This window comes from Pedobacter ginsengisoli (assembly GCF_002736205.1).
Taxonomy (GTDB): domain Bacteria; phylum Bacteroidota; class Bacteroidia; order Sphingobacteriales; family Sphingobacteriaceae; genus Pedobacter; species Pedobacter ginsengisoli_A.
Genome location: NZ_CP024091.1, coordinates 2,735,021 through 2,758,369, shown reverse-complemented (window position 1 = coordinate 2,758,369; position 23,349 = coordinate 2,735,021). Strand labels below are relative to the sequence as shown.

Genomic DNA, 23,349 nt, shown 5'->3' with positions numbered 1-23,349 from the left:
TATGGAACGGAAAGTATTTATAAAAAAGTTTGCCCTGCTGGCTTTGGTTCCGTCGGTATTTGTTGCTGCCTGCAGTAGCGAGGATAAATCGAAAGGGAAAGTGGGTGCGGTAAAACAGCAAACGTTTACCTGCCCTATGCACCCACAGATAATAAAAAACGAGATGGGTACCTGCCCGATCTGTGGAATGGATCTGGTGCCGTTTGAAAAAAACAGTAATGAAAAAGCCCTTAAAATAGATGAGAAGCGACAGGCCCTGGCTAATATTACTACCTTAGTAATTGGCGAAGGTAACCTTTCAGGAGCTAAACAGCTTAATGGCAGACTTACTGTAAACCCAGAGCAAAGCAGCTATATATCGAGCAGAATTGCCGGTAGAATTGAGCAATTGTATATCAGAGAAACCGGAGCTAAAGTTGGTAAAGGACAACCTCTATACAAACTTTACTCAGAGCAATTGGCTACGCTTCAACAAGAATACCTGATGGCTATAGCCCAGGAAAAACAATTCCAGGGCGATAAAATAGAACGACAGATTGTAGCCGCTGCAAAACAAAAATTGCAATTGTATGGGCAATCTGAAAGTCAGATCCAACAGCTTGTTAAAACTCAGAAAAAAGATCCATATGTGGTATTCTATGCGCCAGAAGGTGGAGTAGTTGCCGAATTATCAGTAACACAAGGCCAATATGTAACAGAAGGTAGCCCGATTTTAAGACTGGAAGGATATGGTCAGTTATGGGTTGAGGCTGATGTTTATCCAAACGAGGCCAAGAATATTAAAATAGGGCAGAAGGTTAAAGTAGTTATTGCCGGATGGGAAGATCAGCCAAAGGAAATGACCATTAGCTTTATTACGCCGTCACTTCAGGCTGGAACACAGCTTACCCAAATCAGAGGAAGCATTGCAAACCCACGGCAGCAATGGCAGCCGGGCCTGCAGGCAAATGTTTTTTTACCATCGGCAAGTAAAAGTAACGTGTTGACTTTACCGGTTGATGCTGTAGTTAGGGATGGTAAAGGAATGCATGTGTGGGTTAAAAATGGTAAAGACCACTTTGAACCACGATTAGTAAAAACCGGACAAGAGAATAACAATGAAGTAGAGATTTCTGAAGGTTTAAAAAACGGAGATCAGGTTGTTGTAACCGGGGCTTACCTTTTATATAGCGAGTACATCCTTAAAAAAGGTAAAAATCCAATTGAAGGGCTTAAAATAAAATAGTAATAAACACACAATAATTAAAAAAGAAGAAAATGAAAACAGTAACTAATTTCATTATTACTTTGGCAGCAGTAACCTTACTTGCTGCCTGTGGCAACTCGCAAAAAAACGCAAATGCTGATGCACACGATGGTCATAACCATGCAGCAGGCGAGGGACATGCTGCACCTACAGAAAAGAGTAGCGCCACAGTAAGTTTAAAAGACGATAAATTAAACGCAGTTTATCAGCATTATGTTCACTTAACCAACGCGCTTGTTAAAGGAGATGTGGCTGAGGCAAAGGTAGCTGCTAATGCAATTGAACTAGGCTCAAAAGAATTAAGTAACGGAACTTCTTTAGCAACAATTGTAGCTAAAATAGGATCTGCCACTGATATTGATGCACAAAGAATTGCATTTGCCGAATTGAGTACAAACTTTATTGAAAGAGTAAAAGCATCTGGCCTAAGCTCTGGTGAGTTGTATGTAGATTATTGCCCAATGGCCTTAAATGATAAAGGTGCATCGTGGTTAAGTAGCCAAAAGGAAATAAAGAACCCTTATTTTGGCGAAAATATGCTTACCTGTGGTGATGTAAAAGAAACTATAAACTAAGATTTGAAAATCTCTATATTTATAGAAACTATCTTAAAATGAAAAAAATAATTCTCCTCACCCTACTGATTTTACTTAAAATTGGAGTTTACGGTCAGCAAAAATCTAAGCAGGATTTTCAAAAATTAAAATGGCTGTCTGGCGATTGGATTCGTACCAATGGTAAACCCGGGCATAAAGGCTATGAAAGCTGGAAAGTAATATCTCCTTCAAAATTAGTGGGTGAGGGGGTAACCATTAAAGGCACCGATACAGTGTTCTTTGAAAAGATGGAATTGTTGACCAAAGGGAACGATATTTTCTTTACCGCAATTGCAAAAGGCGATCCAAATCCTACCTTCTTTAAACTAACGTCCATTTCCAATAGTGGATTTGTTTGCGAAAACCCAGAACACGACTTTCCCAAAAAAATAGCTTATACGCTAAAAGATAAAAAAATATATGCTACAATATCTGGTGATGGACATAGTGTTGATTTTATTTTTATTAAAAAACCATGATATAACAAAAGGAACATCTTCTTTAATTCTCTATACCAAGCCCTCACATAGTTCACACATTCTACACACATCCTTCACAAACAGTTACGTGGCTGTTGCAGAACAATAAAACATTTCTAATTATTTCCAATTATTTTTTAGATTGGGTATATTAAAGCCATGCAAGGCAAAAAGGGTTATAATGAAAAGTTGTTTACTAATTTCCAATTATCAAACCATGTTCCCCAGGAGAACTTTTATCGTAGGCTTCTAGAAACAATTGATCTTAGTTTTCTATATAAAGACACTAAATTTCTATACGGAAATACATGAAACCCGTCTATTGATCCTGTATTTTTCTTTAAACTGATGCTAACAGGTTATCTAGAGAATATCACATCAGACCGGAAGCTGGTTGAGCATTGCGCTATGCGAATGGATATACTTTATTTTTTAGGATATGACATAGATCAGGAGCTACCTTGGCACTCCACCATTAGTCTCAGTAGACAATTATATCCCATCTCTTTATTTGAGACCCTGTTCAATAAGGTGTGTAGTCTATGTGTAGTGGCAGGGTTGGTGTCTGGGCATACTCAGGCAATAGACTCAGCACCAGTTAAAGCTAATGCATCAATGGAATCCCTGGCCTTAAAAGTTCCTGTTGAATCAGTTGGAAGTTATCTTAAGAAAGCAGATTCAGAGAATAGTGAAGATAAAAGAAACAATAAACCGATTAAAGAGCAACATATCACTGCTCCAGAACATCAGTTAAAACCAGTGGAAAGGCAGCAGCAGAAAATACGCAATAGCGAAGTGAAACCTATGGGCGCTTCCAATAAACAGGCTCAACTAGTTAGTAATAAAACACACTATAACCCTCATGATCCCCACGCCCGTATTTCAGTTAAACCAGGTAAAGCAAGAAAGCTAAATTATCACTGCAGCATGGCTGTAGATACAGCACAGGGAATCATTAGCCATGTACAAGCTGATTTTGCGGATGGTCGTGATAGCCAATATTTACCTGGATTAACCAATAAGATACAGCACCGTCTGCAGAAAAATGAACTGATGTTAGAGAACCTGTTAGCAGACACGGGGTATTCTAATGGGTTTAACTATCATTGTTTAGCGCAAAGAAATATTACCGCATGGATACCTGTTTTTGGCAGGTACAAACCAGAAATAGAAGGATTCCCTTATGACAAAGAAAAGGATCAGTATACTTGTACAATGGGCAAATCAATACCTTTTAAAAGGTTTAATAAATCTCAAGACGGTAGTTTATTGAAGAATTACCGGTCAGCTCACAAGGACTGTAAAAACTGTCCTTTAAAGACTGACTGCATCCCAAATAGCAACTCGAAAAAAATCAACAGATCAGCCTATGGAGAAGAGTATCAAAGAGCATATAGTCAGCAGCATAGCAAAAGAGGTAAGCAAATGAAACGATTACCTCAAAGCACCCTGGAGCCAGTATTTGGAAGTCTTGTTCATTACTACGGCTTGAATAAAATTGGTGTAATAGGAAAACCCGGTGCACATAAAGTCATGTTGATGTCTGCAATAGCTTTCAATCTTAAGAAATACATGAAATTCAGAGTAAGGAAAGCCTCAGATAACCTCTTTAAGTATGTACAAAAAGCAAAGAGTCATCAATATAAACTAGATAATGCTCCAGATCAAGCATTTGTCATAAGCCTGAATTAATTAGCCTATAAACTACAATTCATCATATAAAAACGAATATGCTCAAAATTATAAGTCTTCTGCAACAGCCACGTACCTGTTTGTGTATTTGGTGTGAAGGAGGTGTGTAGAAGGTGTGAAGAAAAGCTAATCTTGTGAAGGATTTGAATTGCATAAGGTTTTATCGCATCTTTATTGTTAACCACACATTTTGAATTATTTATACGTCTATTTTAATGAGCAAACAAAGAACTAATTTCAGGGCTTTAATAGAATTAACGGCAGGTTTTTGCTTAGTATTATTTGTACTGGTAATAAGCGTTAAAGTAGCCTTAGCCCAAAAACCAATTAGAGAGCAAAAAGCTGTTAAAGCAATTGATTTTTTAAATAGCATTGGTGTAAACTCTGCAATATCCAAACGCGGAGAATCTTTAGATAAAACTATTGAACTGATGAAGTATACAGGGATTAGGTGGATACGGGCTGGTTATGAAGGAGATATCCCGGATGCAGATTTTATTAAACTTCATAAAGAAACGGGTGTTAAGTTTAGTTATGGACTTTTAAGTGGTGGAACTGATATTGAAAGATTATTAAAAGGTGCAAGGAAACTTGATGCCGTAGGAGCGCTGCTGGCTTTTGAAGGTTCTAACGAGCCAAATAACTGGGGTTTTAAGTACAAGGGGATAGCGGGAGGCAAAAACTTAACCTGGCTGCCAATAGCGCAATTACAAAAGGACTTATACGCTGCAGTTAAAAGTGACGCGATGTTGAAAAAATATCCGGTATGGGACCTCTGCGAAAATGGGGCACAAACTGATAATGTAGGCTTACAATTTCTTAAAATACCTATGGGGGCTGGCACTTTGATGCCTGATGGAACAAAATATGCTGATTTTGCAACATGTCATAATTATTTTTCGCATCCTTCTCATCCTGGCTTGTATGACAACCAGACCTGGAATGCCGCTGATCCGGGACCATTGTGTAAGGTTGACGGGCTTTATGGTAATTATGGTAAAACCTGGCTAAAAAAATATCAGGGATATACTGAGAATGAACTTTTGACATTGCCACGGGTTACTACCGAAACAGGTGTAACCCTTAGTAACGAAATAAATGAGGAGAAGCAAGCACGACTATACCTGAATTTATATTTGTCGCAATTTAAACAGAACTGGAGTTATACTGCTGTTTATTTATTAAGAGACAGAGTAGACGAAGCAGGTAATCAGACCTTTGGTTTTTATAAGCCAGATTATAGTCCAAGAAAATCGGCCATATATTTACATAATTTAACAACAATCCTGGCAGACAAGTCTTCAAAATTTAATCTGCGTAATATGTCTTTTGAGATTATTGATCAGCCTGAAACTGTACATACGCTTCTGCTTCAAAAAAGTAATGGCAAGTTTGAACTTGTAGTTTGGGGAGAGAAAGCAAAGGGCTCAGAAGAAGTAGAAATAAAACTAGGCAAAACGTATCCTTTGGTTAGAATTTACGATCCTACAAAAGGAACAGAAGCAGTTCAGTTTTTAAGGAATACAAGCGCTGTTAAGCTTACAACAAGTGATCATCCTTTTGTTATAGAGATATAATTATTAGATAATGTTTTTCTTATATTTATAATGTAAAAAAACTTTCTTTGCTACTATAATTATCCCGGTTAATGAAGCGCTTCAAATTCTTTGTGCCTTTTATTCGTGAGAATGGAAAGATCATTTCCAGTTATATTTTTACTCTTTTTTTTATTGGTCTTGCCATTTGGTTTATTAAGCAGGAACGGGGCGAAATACATCACGTAAAACAATTGTTAATAACAGCAAAATGGGCCTGGTTAGGGGCTGGAATGCTGCTGAGCGTGGTTTATGTGTTTATTCATGGAATGATGTACAGATCTTCATTTGCTGCGGTATCGAGTACTATCACAGTTGCAGAAGGCACCCTTCTTTTTTTAAAACGGAATTTTGTAAGTGTTTTTTTGCCGGCCGGAGGGGTATCATCACTAGCCTTTTTTAGCGCGCCAATTGAAAGGAAGGGGATAAGCAGATCGCAAATTAATTTTGCATCATCTATTTACGGTTTTGTAGGTATTTTATCCGTATTGGTAATTGCCATACCTGTATTTGTTTATGGCGTTTTAGAAGGAACACTGGGGCAGGGCGAATGGTTTGGTTTGCTGGCCGCATTGCTGCTAATTGCCGGTATTTATTTGTTGTACAGATCAGTTATAAAAAAAGGAGTAGTTTATAAGCTTATTGTTAAGTACATCCCGACGGTAGAGGTATTTGCCGCCGAATTCAGAAGCAATAAAATTGAACGTAAGCATTTTCTTTCAACTTTTATTTACAGCATTTTGATAGAGGTAGCCGGCATTGTTCACATCTACATTGCAATGGTTGCGTTGGATATGAATCCCTCCTTAATTTTTGCAACCATAAGTTACGTAGTTGCAGTTGTGTTTTTAATTATTTCTCCTTTTTTAAGAGGGTTGGGTGCGGTAGAGGCCTCCATGACTTTCATTTTAATTAGATTGGGTTATTCAAACGTGGCAGCGGTTTCAATTACCCTATTGTACCGGTTTATGGAGTTTTGGATTCCGATGGTTCTGGGCGCGCTAAGTTTTCTTCTAAAAATTAACAAGCTGTTGATGAGAATAGTGCCCGCATTGCTGTTGCTACTGCTGGGTGTTATTAATATTGTTTCGGTACTTACGCCGGCAATCCATTCCAGACTTGCATTTCTTAAAGATTTTTTGCCCATAGAAGCAATCAGGGCATCCAATTATTTTGTACTCGTTGCCGGGCTGTTTTTGCTGGTTACAGCCGCATTTATGCTTAAAGGTTTACGCATGGCATGGTACTTTGCCGTTGCGCTGTGCATACTCTCGCTGGTAGGGCATTTAACTAAAGCAATTGATTATGAAGAGGCAGGGTTCTCTGTAATTGTACTCGTTATTTTATTCGGATCGCGCAAAGAATACTACATTAAGCACAATTCCAGACTAAGGTTTATTGGAATTCAAACAACACTGTTAAGTATACTGGCAGTTTTGCTGTATGGTGTTATTGGATTTTATTTTCTTGACCAAAAGCATTTTGATATTGATTTTAGCTGGCCGCAATCGATCAGGTATACTTTGCAAAATTTCTTGCTGGTTGGAAGTTCTGATTTGGTACCTCAGGATGGGTTTGCCAGAGGCTTCCTTTTTTCAATTAACATTAGCGGATTCTTATCTATAGCTTTTCTTATTTATACTATGATAAGGCCGTATATTTTAACAATGGATACCTCAGAAGAGGAATTTGAAGCAGCAAAGGCCGATCTGGAAAAATATGGTAATTCGGCAATTGATTATTTCAAAACTTATAGAGATAAGCTTATTTATACAAGTGATGAATTTGATGGGTTTATAGCCTATCGCATAGCTGGGAATTTTGCAGTTGTACTGGAACTACCTGTTAGCCTGCCTGAAAGCAGACAGGGATTTATTAAGTCGTTTGACCGTTATTGCATGGAAAGTGGAATGAAAAGCCTTTATTACAGGGTTTCTGAAGAAAGCCTGGACGATTTTGTTTCACTAGGTAAAAAAAGGCTTTTTCTGGGACAGGAGGGGGTGGTTGATCTGAGTTCTTTTTCGTTGGAAGGAGGAAGTAGAAAGTCTATCAGAAATGCACTAAAAAAGGTTTCAGATCAGGGATACTACACAAAGGTTTATAATAGCCCAATTAAGGACGGACTGCTTCAAAAACTTAAATCAGTATCTGATGAATGGCTTGTTGAAACTGAGCGCGAAGAAATAGTGTTTTCGCAAGGCATATTTATTTGGGATGAGCTAAAAAATCAAACTATAATTACTGTAGAAAATACAGAAGAAAAGATTGTTGCCTTTTTAAATGTAATACCTGATTATGTAAAGGGGGAAGGGACTTATGATTTGATCAGAAAAACCGCCGATGCTCCGAATGGCGTTATTGATTTTATTATGGTTGCCTTGTTTAATTACCTTAAGGAGCAGAATTATACCGCAGTGAACCTTGGTTTTGCTCCCTTGTCGGGCCTTAAAACACCACAGAATTTTACAGAACGGTCTATGAGATTTGCTTACGAAAAAATCAGGTCATTTTCTCACTATAAGGGATTGCGTGCAGCAAAGGAAAAGTTCTCGCCAGAATGGCATAATAAGTATTTGATATATGATCAGGATTATGATCTTTTACAGGTCCCCAATGTATTAACTAAAGTAATTAAACCCTAATGATTATGAAAAGATGCATCTTTTTATGCTTTATGCTGGTTTGCCTGTGGGTAACAAAAGGGTTAGCAGGGCAAATAGACTCTGTAACTCATAAAAAGTTTGGCCTAATAACGGTATATCATCCCACCGGTACACCAACTTCTGTAGCTTTATTTGTTTCGGGCGATGGGGGATGGAAGAACGGGGTAATTAATATGGCAAAAAATATTGCCAATCAGGGAGCATTGGTGTTAGGTATTGATGCCAAACGCTATGGAAATTATTTATCGAAAGTGTCTACCCAATGCTTGTATCCGGCAGCCGATTTTGAGGAACTGAGTCTTTTTATCCAAAAGAAATACAAGTTTACTAACTATTATAAACCGGTACTTATTGGGTATTCGTATGGAGCTGTTTTGATATATGGAATATTGGCGCAGGCTCCTGCAAATACATTTAAAGGGGCTATAGCTTTGGGGTTTTGCCCTGATATTGAGCTTAAAAAACCTTTGTGTAAGGGTAGCGGGCTTACGCAACATGTTTTAAAGCCAGGTGTTTCGTATTACCTGGAAGCTACAAAAAGCTTAACGGCTCCGTTTATTGTATTAAATGGGGTGAAGGACCAGACTTGCCCATTTGATGCTACGGCAGCTTTTTTAAAGGATATGCCAATGACCGAGCTTGTTACATTGACAAAAGTAGGCCACGGATTTTCTATAGCTAATAACTGGCTCCCTAATTTTAATGCAGCATATAAAAAGGTATTGGCTGCCCGGGCCTTTAATGAACAAGCTTCGCAGCCTAAGGCTTATTCTGGTGCAATGCCATTAACGCTGATCCATTCTGATAAAAAGAATAACCTGCCTTTTGTTTTTATGATCTCTGGCGACGGAGGGTGGACTAGTTTTGATCAATCGCTTGCAGAGTCTATGGCTTCTAAAGGGTTATCGGTAATTGGGCTTGATGCCCAGAAATATTTTTGGAATGCTAAAACTCCGGAAAGAGTAACGGCAGATTTAAGTAAGGCTGTTGCTTACTACAAACAGGAACTTGGAAAAGAAAATTTTGTACTTGCAGGGTACTCTTTTGGAGCTTCTGTTGTTCCCTTTCTGGCAAGCAGGTTATCCGCTGAAATGAAGAACGACTTAAGAACTGTTTTTTCTCTTTCGCCTGATGTAAATGCTGATTTTGAAATTCATATTACAGATATGCTTAGCCTTGGAAGTTCAGATGATAAGTATGATGTAATTGCTGAAATAAAAAAGATAAGGTCGCTAAAACCAATTTGTGTTTTTGGAACAGAAGAAGATGCGGATATTAAAGATAAGTTTGTGCGAAATGGCATTAAAGTGGCTACAATTTCTGGGAATCATCATTTTAACGATGATTATACAGCCATTTCTTCCGTTCTTTTAAAGGAACTGGCTCAGTAAGTTTTTTTCTTATTATTTGGCTGATTTGTTACCTTTAAAAACACTAACTTATGATTATGAAATATTTTTCGCTGCTATTGCTTTTCTCAGCAATATGTTTTTCTGGCTTTACGCAAAACAAGGATGCGATTCTTGGAAAATGGATTAACTCGACAGGAGAGGCCCACGTAGAAATCGCTAAAAAGGGCGATAAGTACTTTGGTAAAATTGTTTGGCTTAAAGAAACAAAGGATGATAAAGGTGTTGTTAAAACAGATTTGAAAAATCCTGATGAAAGCTTAAAATCAAGGCCTATTCTGGGATTGGAAATTCTTAAAGATTTTGTTTATACAGGTAGTAAGTGGGCTGATGGAACAATATATGATCCTAAGTCTGGCAAAACCTATAGCTGCAATATGACACTTAAAGATAATGGCCAGCTAAATATGAGAGGATATGTTGGTATCTCCTTAATTGGCCGATCGGAAGTTTGGAAAAGAGTTAAATAATGAAAAAAATAATCTGGTGCCTGATCTTTTTGCCCTTATTAGGGTTTGGGCAAACCTATGAATTAACCCCCTTAACAGGAGGTACAAATACAAGCTTAAGGGGTATGTCTATTGTTTCTGATAAGGTTGCCTGGGTAAGTGGTAGTAATGGCAGTATAGGCAAAACTATTGATGGTGGTACAACCTGGGAATGGATTATGCCCGCCGGATATGAAACACTCGATTTTAGAGATATTGAAGCCTTTGATGCTGATAGGGCTGTAATTGTAAATGCGGGTGCTCCTGCATTTATATTGCTTACTAAAGATGGGGGTAAAACCTGGACTGAAACCTATAAGAATGTTGATTCGGCAATTTTTTTAGATGGGATGGATTTTTGGGATGAGCAAACTGGAATGACATTTGGCGATCCGATAAAGGATAAGATGCAGTTGCTAAGAACTAAAGACGGTGGGGCTACCTGGACTGATGTTTCAGATAATTTAAAAGCCAAAATGGCTTCGGGCGAAGCCAGCTTTGCCGCCAGCGGCTCAACTATAAAAGCCGTGGGCAAGGGGAAAGTGTGGATTGCCAGTGGTGGTGCTGTATCTAACATTTATTTTTCGAACAATTATGGATACACCTGGAAGGTTTTTAAATGTCCTATTTTGCAGGGAGAAAGTAGCACGGGTCCGTTCTCTATCGCTTTTTTTGATAAAAATAAAGGTGTTGTAGTAGGTGGTAATTATTTAAAAGATAAAGAGAATACCAATAATGTACTATTAACTAACGATGGTGGGCAGAGCTGGAAGAAACCTCTGAAACCTGTGAGTGGTTTCCGTTCAGGTGTAACTTATATAAATTCAAAGTTCTTGCTTGCAACTGGAACATCTGGAACTGATGTATCTAAAGACGGGGGCCTGAATTGGTATAATATTTCCTCATCAAGCTTTAATGTAGTTCAAAAGGCTAAAAAAGGTAAGCTTATTCTTTTGGCGGGAAATAAGGGCGAGATTTATAAACTTACTATTGCAGCGAAGTAACGGGAAATTAGATGATGATAAATAAAGTACATCATATTGCAATAATATGTAGTGATTACGAGGTTTCTAAAGCATTTTATACCGATGTTTTAGGGCTTACAATAATTAGAGAAGTATATAGAGCAGAAAGGTTGTCGTATAAACTTGATCTGGCATTGAATGGGGTTTACATTGTAGAACTTTTCTCTTTTCCTGATCCGGTTAAGCGCCCATCCAGACCAGAAGCTACGGGTTTAAGGCACCTTGCTTTTGAAGTTGATGATCTTGATAAGGTGGTAAGTACGCTTAACAACAAAGGAGTAGAAGCTGAACCGATACGTGTTGATGAGTTTACAGGCAAGCGCTTTACTTTTATTGCTGACCCTGATCAGCTCCCTATTGAATTCTATGAAAAATAATATTTTTTTTGCCTCTGATACAATAAATAGAATATTTAGTCGTCTATGTATATGAGAGCGTTAATTTAGATAGCGGGGATACGGCGGATTGCTGTATCCCCGTTTCTTTTTGCAATAGTTTTTTCTGAGCTGGAATACGTTATGCTATTAAACAGCAAAGCCAGGTCATCCAACCTGGCCGCATTTTAAACAAAACTTAGATCTAACCAAACATCTAATGATTCAGACAATATAGAAATTGAACTGGACGTCAAGGGCGGATTCGAACCGCCGTCAAAGGTTTTGCAGACCCTCACCTAACCACTCGGCCACATGACTATAGGACAAATATATGTAAAGTCTACAGAATTACTAGATTTTATTTAAAAAAATATTTCCTTTAACTGTTTTTTTATCATTTAGTCTACCCAAAATGGAATAAACCATACCATATTGGAAGGCTACTTTAACTGTGGAAACAGTGCGCAGCGAGCTATAAGTGCATTTTCTAACCGTTTAAAGTGGTTTGTTGCATTTGTCTACTGTATGGGCATCTCATTTGATAATGCCGTTCATTAATCTTTAAAAAAATGGAAAATCAGATGATATTTGTTCGTATCGCTACAATAGCAGATATTAAACATGTTGATGAAATAGTTAATGAAACAGAATCTTCGGCAATTGCAAGGGGATCCGGCATAGCAAAGCGTAGTCCGGAATCTATTGCTCAGAAGATAAAAGAAGGTAAAGGAGTTATTGCAGTAACTGGCGGTGGTGAATGGGTAGGTTTCTCTTATTTTGAAGTTTGGGAAAACAATTCTTTTGTCTCTAACTCTGGCTTAATTGTAGCCCCTAAATTCAGAAATGCCGGAGTTGCAAAGGCAATCAAAGATCGGATATTTAAAATTTCGAGAAGAATATATCCGGATGCAAAGATATTTAGTATTACATCGGGGGCGGCCATCATGAAAATGAATGCTCAGCTGGGCTTTGAACCGGTAACATTTGACCAGATCACACACGACGAGCATTTCTGGGAGGGTTGTAAAAGCTGTGTTAACTATAATATTCTGGAGGGTAAGAAAAGATGTAATTGCTTATGTACGGCTATGCTATTTAATCCTCATAAACAAAATTTTAGTGCTCACACGCAAACCAATACTACTGAAAAGTGTGAAATGACGATTGATTGTATTGCCTGCCCAAGGTTGAGCCTGGCAGCCGGGGCTGAAGGGACTAATGCTATTTGTAGTGCTTTAACCGATATTTTATGGTTTTCGGAATATACCTTTCCTATTGAATCCAATTTACCCGAGCCGGTTAAAATGACTGTTACAAATGTAAATATGGATGGAAGCCCAAATTCTAGTTCTAAAGAGTGCCACTTTACAGTTGTAATTGTTTATGATCATAATTACACCGAAAAGGAGATATTAAATACAATTAAAAACCATACAAGGTGTAAATTTACAATAAGAGAAGATGTTACTAATGTTTCTATTATTGATGATTGCATATATGAACAGCAACTTGTCTTGAATAATTGCTAATATTGTTGAAATTATCAGCGATGCAAAAAACCGTTTTAATAATAGACGACGAGAAAAAGATCTGTAGCCTGTTGGCACGCATCATTGAACTGGAAGGCTTTAAAGTTTACCAGGCAAATACAGGGAAAGAGGGCTTGAAAATTCTGGCTGCTCAAGATGTATATGTGGTAATTAGCGACGTAAAACTTCCTGATATTAACGGAGTTGAACTTGTAAAAGAGATCAAAAAAATTAAACCTTATGCTGAAGTGATCAATCTGACTGCTTTTGGAACAATACAGGATGGTGTAATGGCAATGCGTAACGGTGCTTTTGATTACATTACCAAAGGTGATGATAATGATAAAATTATCCCCTTGGTTTATAAAGCAATGGATAAAGCAAGGCTTCAGTTTAGAATTAGTGAGTTGGAAAATAAGGTAGCCAGAAAGTACGATTTTGCCTCCATACTGGGACAATCAAAAGTAATTAAAGAAGCAATATCATTATCTGAAAAGGTAGCTGGTACTGATACAACAGTACTTTTACTTGGCGAAACAGGTACAGGAAAGGAAGTATTTGCGCAAGCGATCCATTATGAGAGTTTAAGGAAAATGAAACCTTTTGTTGCCGTAAACTGTAGTGGATTTAATCATGAACTTTTAGAAAGCGAACTGTTTGGTCATAAAGCGGGAGCTTTTACAGGGGCAATTAAAGATAAAAAAGGCCTGTTGGAAGAAGCCAATGAAGGTACTATCTTTTTGGATGAAATTGGAGAGATGAATCTGGACTTGCAGGCAAAGCTGCTGCGTGTGTTAGAAAATCAAACCTTTATAAAAGTAGGGGATACACAAACCAGTAAAATCAATGTAAGGATTATTGCTGCTACTAATAGAGACTTAAAAACTGAAGCGGAAAATGGTAAATTCAGATTGGATCTTTATTATCGGCTTTCTGTATTTTCTATTGAACTTCCGTCTTTGTCTCAGCGGAAATCGGACATTTTATTAATTGCCAAACATTACCTAAAAGAGTTTGCTAATAAAGTAAACAAACAAGAACTGGTAATGGCCGATGATTTTTCTGAGCTACTCCTTAAGCATAGCTGGAAAGGGAACATCAGAGAGCTTAAAAATGTAATTGAGCGGGTTGTTATTCTGGCTGAGGGGAATACTGTTGCCGCAAGCCTTTTACCTTATGAGTTTCATAATTTAGGCGAGGCGACAGAACAAACTGATCCTATGAAAATGGAGATTGTTGAGAAACAGCACATCATTAAAGTGTTAAAATACACCAGAGGTAATAAGACTGAAACTGCCCGATTATTGGGCATTGGACTTACCACCTTATACCGGAAAATTGAAGAGTTGAAAATAACAACTCATCTCTAAACTTATATCGTTTCATAATGATAAAAAACCCTTCCATTTTGGAAGGGTTTTTTATTTTCGGCTAATTCCATTTTGAGTCGTTTTTGTTTTTATGTTTTGATATTCAGTTGGTTATGTGTTTTTGTTTTTGTTTTGGTACGTAGGTTGGCTATGGCTTACTAAAAATATACTAAGATGTTGACAATACTACTCTTTCTTGCCCTGCTGATACTTTGCTGGGTGGTTTACAAATCAATCGACTGGTTCGAAAAAATCTAAAAATTATGATCGTATTATTTCTAATCGCAATTGCCGTATTCATCTACATGATTTATGTGCTGATCAAACCCGAAAAATTTTAATTAAAAGCTATGAACACTGAATTACTCGGAATTATTGCTACCTACCTGCTTACGTTGGTTATAGCTATTCCTTTAGGCAAATACCTGGCTAAGGTATTTGCCGGAGAAAAAGTCTGGACAGACTTTTTAAAACCTGTTGAGAACGGAATTTATAAACTTTCCGGAATCAATACCAAAGAAGAAATGAATTGGAAACAACATATGAAAGCCTTAATTACCATTAACCTGGTATGGCTTATTTATGGTTTTTTTGTATTGATGTATCAGGATAAATTACCCTTAAATCCTGATGGTAATCCTGGTATGTCTCCCGATCTTTCTTTTAATACCATTATTAGCTTTGTGGTTAACTGTAATTTACAGCATTATTCAGGAGAAAGTGGTCTGACTTATCTTACCCAGCATTTTGTAATCATGTTCCTTCAATTTGTAAGTGCTGCAACTGGTATTGCAGCAGCGGTGGTGCTCTTTAAAGCATTTCGTGATAAAACATCCGTTAAACTGGGTAACTTCTGGGAGTATTTTGTAAAATCAATTACACGTCTTTTACTTCCTTTATCGCTTGTAATGGCAATTGTACTTGCCTTTAATGGTACGCCATCAAGTTACGAAGCTAAAGATCAGTTCATTTCCGTTCAAGGTGACACCGTAAATGTATCCAGAGGCCCTGCTGCTGGTATGATTGCCATCAAACATTTGGGAACAAATGGTGGCGGATATTTCGGAGTCAATTCCGCTCATCCTCTTGAAAATCCGAACTACATTACCAATATGGTTGAATTGATTGCACAGGTAATCATCCCTATTGCCATGGTCATCGCCTTTGGTATTTTCATCAGACGTAAAAGACTAGGCTGGATGATCTTCGGGGTTATGACCATTGGGATGCTCCTATTGTTAATCCCAACCGTAAGTTCAGAACTTGGTGGAAGTCCAGCCATTGCAAAAATGGGTATTTCTCAAGCCACAGGCGCTATGGAGGGCAAAGAGGTGCGCTTTGGGCCGGCCATATCGGGTTATTGGAGTACAGTAACCACCATTATATCTACAGGTTCAGTAAATAGTATGCACGACAGTACCATGCCTTTAACAGGCGCATGGCAATTACTGGGTATGATGATCAACTCGTTTTACGGGGGGTGTGGTGTCGGGGTATTGAATTATTTCATCTACCTGATCATTGCTGTATTTATTTCAGGATTAATGGTGGGTAGAACACCGGAATTTCTTGGTCATAAAGTAGAAGCCAGAGAAGTAAAGATCGCCGCATTGATCACCTTACTAAGTCCTTTCCTGATTTTAGCAGGAACAGCAATAGCAAGTTATGTGTTTACCAATCATGGCGATGCAGCCTGGGCAGTACAACCTAAAAACTGGTTAAACAACCCAGGTTTCCATGGTTTTTCTGAGATGTTGTATGAAATGACCTCATCAAATGCTAATAACGGTTCTGGTTTTGAGGGTTTAGGAGATAATAATGTATTCTGGAATGTGGCTACTGGTTTTGTTTTGCTGCTAGGCCGTTTTTTACCAATAATTGGCCCAATAGCCATTGCAGGTTTACTTGGTGCTAAGAAATATATACCAGAATCTGCAGGTACTTTAAAAACTGACACGCTAACATTTAGTCTGATGACTTTTGCCGTGATCCTGGTATTAAATGCCCTTTCTTATTTCCCTGCTTTGGCCTTAGGCCCTCTGGCAGAATATTTTACCATAATTAAGTAGAAATGAAAACTCAAAATAATAAATTATTTGAACCTGCTTTAGTGCAAACTGCATTAAAACAATCCTTTATCAAACTCGATCCGCGGGTGATGGTGCGTAACCCGGTTATGTTTACTGTTGAAATAGGTACACTGATTATGGCTTATGTTACTGTGTACTCTATAAGTCATACAGATCAGGGTTCTGCATTGTATAACTTCTTCATCTTCTTTATCTTATTGCTTACTGTGCTCTTTGCCAATTTTGCAGAGGCAATTGCAGAAGCCAGAGGAAAAGCCCAGGCCGATAGCTTAAGAAAAACAAGAGAAGAAACCCCTGCTAAAGTATTACTAAGCAATGGAAATATCGAAATGCGTTCTTCCAATCAACTTAAAAAGGGCGATGTTTTTGTTTGTGAAACCGGTGATGTTATTCCTACAGATGGAGAGATTATTGAGGGAATTGCCACAATAGATGAATCTGCAATAACAGGAGAATCTGCTCCGGTAATTCGTGAATCTGGTGGTGATAAATCATCTGTTACAGGTGGTACTAAAGTATTATCAGATCATATTAAAGTGCAGGTAAGTACACAGCCAGGTGAAAGTTTTTTAGATAAAATGATTGCCCTTGTGGAAGGAGCATCACGCCAGAAAACACCTAATGAAATTGCATTGACCATATTGCTGGCCAGCTTTACATTGGTGTTTATTATTGTTTGTGTAACCTTAAAACCATTTGCTGATTATGCAAATACACCGATAACAATAGCTGCACTAATCTCATTATTTGTGTGCTTAATACCAACTACAATTGGTGGCTTATTGTCGGCCATTGGTATTGCAGGTATGGACAGGGCGTTGAGGGCCAATGTGATTACAAAGTCGGGTAAAGCTGTAGAAACTGCCGGTGATATTGATGTTTTACTTCTTGATAAAACAGGGACAATTACCATTGGAAACCGTAAGGCTACTAATTTTTACCCTACAGCAGGAGTTATTATTAAAAACTTTACAGATGCCTGCGTGTTGAGTTCGCTTGCTGATGAAACCCCTGAAGGTAAATCGATTATAGAGCTTGCTGCAGCACAGGAAAATAAAGTGCTTACAATCGCTCCTGATGGTTCCAGGTTTATCAAATTCACCGCCGAAACCAGATCAAGTGGTATAGACACTCCAGATGGAAGAAGGATTCGTAAAGGTGCTTTTGATTCCATTAGAAATATCGTTTTAACAGCCGGTAATCCATTTCCATCGGATATTGAAGAACAGGTTAAAATCATAGCCAGTAATGGGGGGACGCCTTTAGTTGTTTCTGAGAATGAAAAAGCTTTGGGGGTGATAGAACTACAGGACATTATAAAACCAGGCATTAGTGAACGTTTTGAACGTTTGCGTAAAATGGGGGTTAAAACGGTAATGGTAACAGGTGATAATCCACTTACAGCCAGATTTATTGCCGAAAAAGCCGGGGTAGACGACTTTATTGCTGAGGCCAAGCCTGAGGATAAAATGAATTACATTAAAGAAGAACAGGCTCAGGGTAAGTTAGTAGCAATGATGGGCGATGGTACTAATGATGCTCCTGCATTAGCGCAGGCAGATGTTGGTGTGGCCATGAACAGTGGAACGCAGGCTGCGAAAGAAGCAGGAAATATGGTTGATTTGGATAATGATCCGACCAAACTCATAGAGATTGTTGAAATAGGTAAACAGCTGTTAATTACCAGAGGTACATTGACTACCTTTTCAATAGTCAATGATGTTGCCAAGTATTTTGCTATTGTGCCTGCATTATTTATAGCTTCTATCCCTGCGTTACAAAGTTTAAACGTGATGGGATTACACAGCCCGGAAAGTGCAATTTTATCAGCTGTAATTTTCAATGCCATCATTATTCCTTTTCTTATTCCACTTGCTTTAAGAGGGGTTGCTTACAAGCCTATAGGTGCAAGCGCACTGTTGTTGAGAAACCTTTTTATTTACGGAATTGGGGGAGTTATTGCACCATTTATCGGTATCAAACTGATTGATGTTGTAGTAGGCTTATTTGTTTAAAAAAATATCATGAAAACCGCTGTATGAATTCATACAGCAGCTTGAATACCATTAAATAACAATAAAAATATCATGAAAAAATATATTATACAATCTATACGCCTTACCGTAGTATTAATGGTATTGCTTTGCGTAATCTACCCGCTTGTTGTGGCATTTGCCGGAGGCTTTTCAAAAGGCAAGGGAGGTGGAGAGAAAATAGTTAAAAATGGTAAAGTGGTTGGGTATGCTTTGCTGGGACAATCTTTTACTAAACCCGAATATTTTTGGGGCAGGCCATCGGCCGTAGGCTATAATGCAGCTGGTTCTGGCGGCTCAAATAAAGGAGCCTCAAATCAGGATTACCTGAAAGATGTATCCAATAGAGTTGATACATTACTAAAATACCATCCTTATTTAAAAAGATCGGATATCCCTGCTGATATGGTTACTGCTTCTGGTAGTGGATTAGATCCTAATATCTCAGAGCAGGGTGCAATAATGCAGATCAAAAGAGTAGCAGGTTACCGTAAGCTAGATGAAAGAACAGTTGCAGAATTGGTGGTGAAAAATACTCAGGGACCTTTAATGGGGATGTTTGGCCCTTCATCTGTAAATGTATTGAAACTTAACCTGGCTCTGGATGAGTTGAAAATTAAATAACCAAGGAACATGAAAAGAATAATATTATTAGCCGTTGCCCTATCAACAGGATTATTTGCTAACGGTCAGGAAACATCAAAGATTAAAGTAAGCGGTTATTTGGAAACCTATTATGGGTTCGATTTTAACAAACCATTGGATAACAACAGGCCTGGATTTATATACTCCCACAACCGCCATAATGAGGTAAACTTAAACCTTGGTTTTATTAAGGGAAGTTATGATAATGGTAATATCCGTGCTAATGTAGCCATAATGGCGGGTACTTATACTAACGCAAACCTGGCTGCTGAACCTGGTGTGTTAAAGAATATTTATGAAGCAAACGCAGGTGTAAAGCTTTCTAAAACAGCTAATTTATGGCTTGATGCAGGTGTTTTTTCGTCACATATTGGATTTGAAAGTGCAATTTCTAAAGATTGCTGGGTGTTAACAAGAAACATATCTTCTGAAAATACCCCTTACTATGAGTCGGGTGCTAAAATTACTTACGGAACAAATGATGGTAAGTTTACTGCTGCACTTTTGTATTTAAATGGCTGGCAGCGTATTACCAGGCAAGCTGGAAATAGTAAGCCTGCAGGGGGCATGCAGTTAACCTGGAAACCTACCGACAGGGTAACGGTAAACTATAGCAATTATCTGGGTACTGAAGGTGTGGATTCTGTACAGGTAACCCGCTTTTATCACAATGTGTATGGGATTTTTCAGTTAACAGATCAATTGGGTTTAACCCTTGGCCTTGACTACGGTACTCAACAAAAAACAAAAGGAAATAGTGAGAAAAAAGAAGTCTTATCGCCAGTTGCAATAGCTCAATATAAAATAAACAGTACCTGGGCATTGGCCGGAAGATTTGAGTATTATCAGGATAAAAGTGGTATTTTTATATCTACAGAAACACCCGATGGTTTTAAAACGAAAGGTTATTCTATTAATGTAGATTATGCTCCAATTGCTAATGCGGTAATCAGGCTTGAAGGGAAATTATATCAAAGTAAGGATAAAATATTTGTGCGCGAACAATTACCGGTAAATAATAATGCAGCAGTAACTGCAAGTATCGCAGTGTCATTTTAATTAAATAGGCTGAATTATGGAAGATGAAAATAAAGCGGGTTCTGTAAGAAAGTTTCTGGATCTGGTGAAAAAGTCCAGAAGAGGGAAATTTAAAGTTTATATAGGCATGAGTGCGGGCGTTGGAAAAACCTATAGGATGCTTCAAGAAGCTCATGCACTTTTAAAAAGCGGGATAAACATCCAAATTGGTTATATAGAAACTCATAACAGAGCTGAAACTCATGTGCTTTTACATGGTTTACCATTAATTCAGCGTAGAAAAATATTTTATCGCGGCAAAGAACTTGAAGAAATGGATGTGCAGGCCATCATCAATATCCACCCCGAAGTGGTTATTGTTGATGAGCTTGCTCATACAAATGTTGAAGGCAGTAAAAATACCAAGCGATGGCAGGATGTATCTGATATTCTTGATGCTGGAATAAGTGTGATATCTGCAGTAAACATCCAGCATCTGGAAAGTATGAATGGCGAGATTGAAAAAATTACAGGTATCCCTATAAACGAGCGGATACCTGATAAGATTCTTGAATTGGCAGATGAGATTGTAAATATTGACCTTACTGCAGATGAATTGATTGACAGGCTGAAAGCCGGTAAAATTTATGACAAGAGTAAAATTCAGAGCGCACTAAGTAATTTTTTTCAATCGGAAAGGATTTTACAACTGAGGGAACTGGCTTTAAAAGAAGTAGCACACCATTTAGAACGGAAGATAAGCATAGAAATACCCTCACAAATTAAACTTAGACCGGAACGATTTATGGCCTGTATATCTACAAATAGTCATACTGCCAAAATTGTGATCCGTAAAACTGCAAGGCTAGCGTCTTATTATAGGTCGCCATGGATTGTGCTATACGTACAGAGTAGCAGGGAAAGCGGGGACAGGATTAAACTTGATTTACAGCGCCATTTGATTAATAATTTTAAACTGGCCACGGAACTTGGTGCTGAAGTAATAAAGATAAAAAGTGATCATATAACAAAAACTATTATTGACATTTCAAGAGAGAAAGAAATTACAACAATCTGTATTGGTAAACCTCATTTAAATTTGTTTCAGATTATTATGAGAACCGCTATTTTTAACCAACTTTTACGGAATATTTCTGCAACCGAAACAGATCTTGTAATTCTATCTTGAAAGTTAAAATTAAATTATATCAGGATGAAATCATCATGAGCAAACATTCAAAACAACAATGAACATTGCTCATATAGCTTCATCACCATCAAAAAAAGTAAACTATAAACTGATGAAAATAAAAACCAAATTACGCCTCGGATTCGGATTCCTATTCGTGGTGGTTCTCTTTTTCGGTGCAATTTCTTTGTTCTATATGAACAAAATTTCAATTAGTTCTAAGGTTATTTTAAAGGATAATTATGAAACACTAAGCTTTACGCGCAAAATGCGGGCAATACTTGATGTAAATAATTTACCACTTTCAACAACTGTATCAGACCAATTTGCCGCTTTACTTGCACAGGAGGGTAAAAATATAACAGAGCCCGGAGAAGGAGTTGCCGTGGCTAATTTAAATAGAGCTTACCTTGGCATTATTAACCCTGACGCTGGCATGGTAAGCCGACAAGCTGCTGTAATTAAGGCCAGACTTGAACTGAGCGCTATTGATCAATTAAACATGAATGCAATAGTAAGAAAAAATGCCGCGGCACAGGCTGCAGTAGAAAGGGCGAGTATGTACTTGATTTTTGCTGCATCTATGTGCTTTCTTATTTTATTCTCTTTCATTGTGAATTTTCCGGGGTTTGTGGCAAATCCATTACGAGAATTTTCGGATGCAATTAAAGAGATCAGTAAAAAGAATTACAAACAACGATTGGAATTTGATGGCTCTGATGAGTTTGCTGAACTGGCGGGTTCCTTTAATGCTATGGCAGCAGAACTTAACAGATGGGAAAGTAGTAATCTGGCTAAAATTCAATCTGAAAAGCTTAGAATTGAGGCAATTATAGAGCAAATGCAGGATGCTATTATTGGATTGGATGAGAAAAATGATGTGCTGTTTATGAATAAGGTAGCCGGTCAATTGATAGGTAAAAATGAAAAAGAAGTTGTAGGGTTAAATGCCCTTGAACTAAGAAAAAAGAATGATCTTTTGAATAGGGTTCTGCAGAATGATGGGGGTGATAAATTAATGAAAATCTATGCTGATGAGAAGGAATCGTACTTTCAGTTGGAACGAAGAAAAATTATAGTGCCAAGCTACGATGAGAATAGTGAACAGGCAACAGTACAGACTGGTAAGGAGGCCGGAGAGGTATTTATCTTAAAAAATATTACCCAATTTAAAGAATTAGATGAAGCTAAAACCAATTTTATTGCTACCGTTTCTCATGAATTGAAAACGCCAATATCATCCATAAAAATGAGCTTAAAATTAATGGATGATGAAAGGGTGGGGAGTATGAATCCTGAGCAAAAAGAACTGGTGCAGCATATTAAAGAAGATTGTAGCCGTTTGCTAAAAATTACAAGTGAGTTACTGGACCTTGCTCAGGTAGAAACTGGTAACCTGCAATTGAATTTTGTAAAAACCGATCCAAGAAAAATAGCCATTTATGCTATGGATGCAGTTAGGTTTCAGGCAGAACAAAGATCTATAGAGCTGGAACTGATCAGCAGGAATAACCTGCCTAATGTAAGTGTAGATATTGAAAAGACAGCTTGGGTATTGATCAATTTTTTATCTAATGCCTTAAGGTACAGTTCTGAAAAATCTAAAGTAGTTATTCAGGTTATTGAAATAGGAAATAACATAGAATTTTCGGTGCGTGATTTTGGGAAGGGAATAGATGAACAGTATCAAAAAAGATTGTTCGATAAATATTTTCAGGTACCTACTGATGGTAATAATAAATCCGGTTCGGGTTTAGGACTAGCCATTTCAAAAGATTTTATTACAGCAGAAAGCGGCTCTATTTGGGTTGAAAGCGCAATTGGAGAGGGAAGCAGGTTCTGTTTTTCGTTGCCGATAACTGATTAATAGAAAGAGATTTGGATGGCATTGATTAATTCATACATT

Annotated in this window: 19 protein-coding genes and 1 tRNA gene; 19 read left to right on the top strand and 1 reads right to left on the bottom strand. The window is 37.7% G+C overall.

The genetic code is table 11. The annotated features are described in order from the left end of the window. Position 1: 1 nt before the first annotated feature. The 10 genes from CPT03_RS11360 to CPT03_RS11315 all read left to right on the top strand — a co-directional run bounded on the left by CPT03_RS11360 (position 2) and on the right by CPT03_RS11315 (position 11,570). Entirely contained in the window at positions 2 to 1,225 is a 1,224-nt protein-coding gene (locus CPT03_RS11360) for an efflux RND transporter periplasmic adaptor subunit (RefSeq protein ID WP_099438962.1), read from the top strand. A gap of 32 nt (positions 1,226 to 1,257) precedes the next feature. Further along, the gene (locus tag CPT03_RS11355; RefSeq protein WP_099438961.1) at positions 1,258 to 1,821 is read left to right on the top strand and encodes a DUF3347 domain-containing protein; all 564 of its coding nucleotides are present in this window, start codon (positions 1,258 to 1,260) and stop codon (positions 1,819 to 1,821) included. A 38-nt stretch (positions 1,822 to 1,859) separates the two neighbouring features. Further along, on the top strand, positions 1,860 to 2,321 hold the full coding sequence (locus CPT03_RS11350; protein WP_099438960.1) for a DUF6265 family protein: 462 nt from the start codon (positions 1,860 to 1,862) through the stop codon (positions 2,319 to 2,321). Between the two features lie 348 nt (positions 2,322 to 2,669). After that, complete coding sequence (locus CPT03_RS11345; RefSeq protein WP_216641538.1) at positions 2,670 to 4,013, top strand: transposase; 1,344 nt, start codon at positions 2,670 to 2,672, stop codon at positions 4,011 to 4,013. 215 nt (positions 4,014 to 4,228) lie between these two features. Next, positions 4,229 to 5,590 carry a glycosyl hydrolase gene (locus CPT03_RS11340; protein ID WP_099438959.1) on the top strand — a complete coding sequence of 454 codons (1,362 nt, stop codon included), beginning with the start codon at positions 4,229 to 4,231 and terminating at the stop codon, positions 5,588 to 5,590. 71 nt (positions 5,591 to 5,661) lie between these two features. Then, entirely contained in the window at positions 5,662 to 8,250 is a 2,589-nt protein-coding gene (locus tag CPT03_RS11335; protein WP_099438958.1) for a phosphatidylglycerol lysyltransferase domain-containing protein, read from the top strand. A 5-nt stretch (positions 8,251 to 8,255) separates the two neighbouring features. Further along, positions 8,256 to 9,662 carry an AcvB/VirJ family lysyl-phosphatidylglycerol hydrolase gene (locus tag CPT03_RS11330; RefSeq protein ID WP_245869813.1) on the top strand — a complete coding sequence of 469 codons (1,407 nt, stop codon included), beginning with the start codon at positions 8,256 to 8,258 and terminating at the stop codon, positions 9,660 to 9,662. A gap of 56 nt (positions 9,663 to 9,718) precedes the next feature. Further along, positions 9,719 to 10,150 carry a DUF2147 domain-containing protein gene (locus tag CPT03_RS11325; protein WP_099441086.1) on the top strand — a complete coding sequence of 144 codons (432 nt, stop codon included), beginning with the start codon at positions 9,719 to 9,721 and terminating at the stop codon, positions 10,148 to 10,150. Further along, positions 10,150 to 11,172 carry a WD40/YVTN/BNR-like repeat-containing protein gene (locus CPT03_RS11320; RefSeq protein ID WP_099438956.1) on the top strand — a complete coding sequence of 341 codons (1,023 nt, stop codon included), beginning with the start codon at positions 10,150 to 10,152 and terminating at the stop codon, positions 11,170 to 11,172. Before CPT03_RS11325 ends, CPT03_RS11320 begins: the two co-directional genes overlap by 1 nt. Before the next feature lie 11 nt (positions 11,173 to 11,183). Then, positions 11,184 to 11,570 carry a VOC family protein gene (locus tag CPT03_RS11315; protein WP_410522613.1) on the top strand — a complete coding sequence of 129 codons (387 nt, stop codon included), beginning with the start codon at positions 11,184 to 11,186 and terminating at the stop codon, positions 11,568 to 11,570. A 244-nt stretch (positions 11,571 to 11,814) separates the two neighbouring features. Here the strand turns inward: CPT03_RS11315 and CPT03_RS11310 are convergent. Continuing rightward, a tRNA-Cys gene (locus CPT03_RS11310) sits at positions 11,815 to 11,888 on the bottom strand. Positions 11,889 to 12,139: 251 nt separating this feature from the next. Between CPT03_RS11310 and CPT03_RS22965 the strand changes: the two genes are divergently transcribed. From CPT03_RS22965 to CPT03_RS11265, 9 genes are all read left to right on the top strand, one after another. After that, positions 12,140 to 13,099: a hypothetical protein gene (locus tag CPT03_RS22965; protein ID WP_216641537.1), complete on the top strand. Its 960-nt coding sequence runs from the start codon at positions 12,140 to 12,142 to the stop codon at positions 13,097 to 13,099. Between the two features lie 20 nt (positions 13,100 to 13,119). Then, positions 13,120 to 14,469 (top strand): sigma-54-dependent transcriptional regulator, encoded by a 1,350-nt coding sequence (locus CPT03_RS11300; RefSeq protein WP_099438955.1) that lies wholly within the window; start codon positions 13,120 to 13,122, stop codon positions 14,467 to 14,469. A 263-nt stretch (positions 14,470 to 14,732) separates the two neighbouring features. Further along, positions 14,733 to 14,810: a K(+)-transporting ATPase subunit F gene (kdpF, locus tag CPT03_RS23375; protein ID WP_099441084.1), complete on the top strand. Its 78-nt coding sequence runs from the start codon at positions 14,733 to 14,735 to the stop codon at positions 14,808 to 14,810. Between the two features lie 9 nt (positions 14,811 to 14,819). After that, entirely contained in the window at positions 14,820 to 16,538 is a 1,719-nt protein-coding gene (gene kdpA, locus CPT03_RS11290) for a potassium-transporting ATPase subunit KdpA (RefSeq protein ID WP_099438954.1), read from the top strand. Between the two features lie 2 nt (positions 16,539 to 16,540). Then, positions 16,541 to 18,574 (top strand): potassium-transporting ATPase subunit KdpB, encoded by a 2,034-nt coding sequence (gene kdpB, locus CPT03_RS11285; protein ID WP_099438953.1) that lies wholly within the window; start codon positions 16,541 to 16,543, stop codon positions 18,572 to 18,574. Positions 18,575 to 18,646: 72 nt separating this feature from the next. After that, the gene (locus CPT03_RS11280) at positions 18,647 to 19,216 is read left to right on the top strand and encodes a K(+)-transporting ATPase subunit C (protein ID WP_099438952.1); all 570 of its coding nucleotides are present in this window, start codon (positions 18,647 to 18,649) and stop codon (positions 19,214 to 19,216) included. 9 nt (positions 19,217 to 19,225) lie between these two features. Beyond that, positions 19,226 to 20,296: a porin gene (locus tag CPT03_RS11275; protein ID WP_099438951.1), complete on the top strand. Its 1,071-nt coding sequence runs from the start codon at positions 19,226 to 19,228 to the stop codon at positions 20,294 to 20,296. Between the two features lie 16 nt (positions 20,297 to 20,312). Further along, on the top strand, positions 20,313 to 21,443 hold the full coding sequence (locus CPT03_RS11270; RefSeq protein WP_099438950.1) for a sensor protein KdpD: 1,131 nt from the start codon (positions 20,313 to 20,315) through the stop codon (positions 21,441 to 21,443). A gap of 58 nt (positions 21,444 to 21,501) precedes the next feature. Next, entirely contained in the window at positions 21,502 to 23,310 is a 1,809-nt protein-coding gene (locus CPT03_RS11265) for an ATP-binding protein (RefSeq protein ID WP_317044283.1), read from the top strand. Positions 23,311 to 23,349 lie beyond the last annotated feature (39 nt).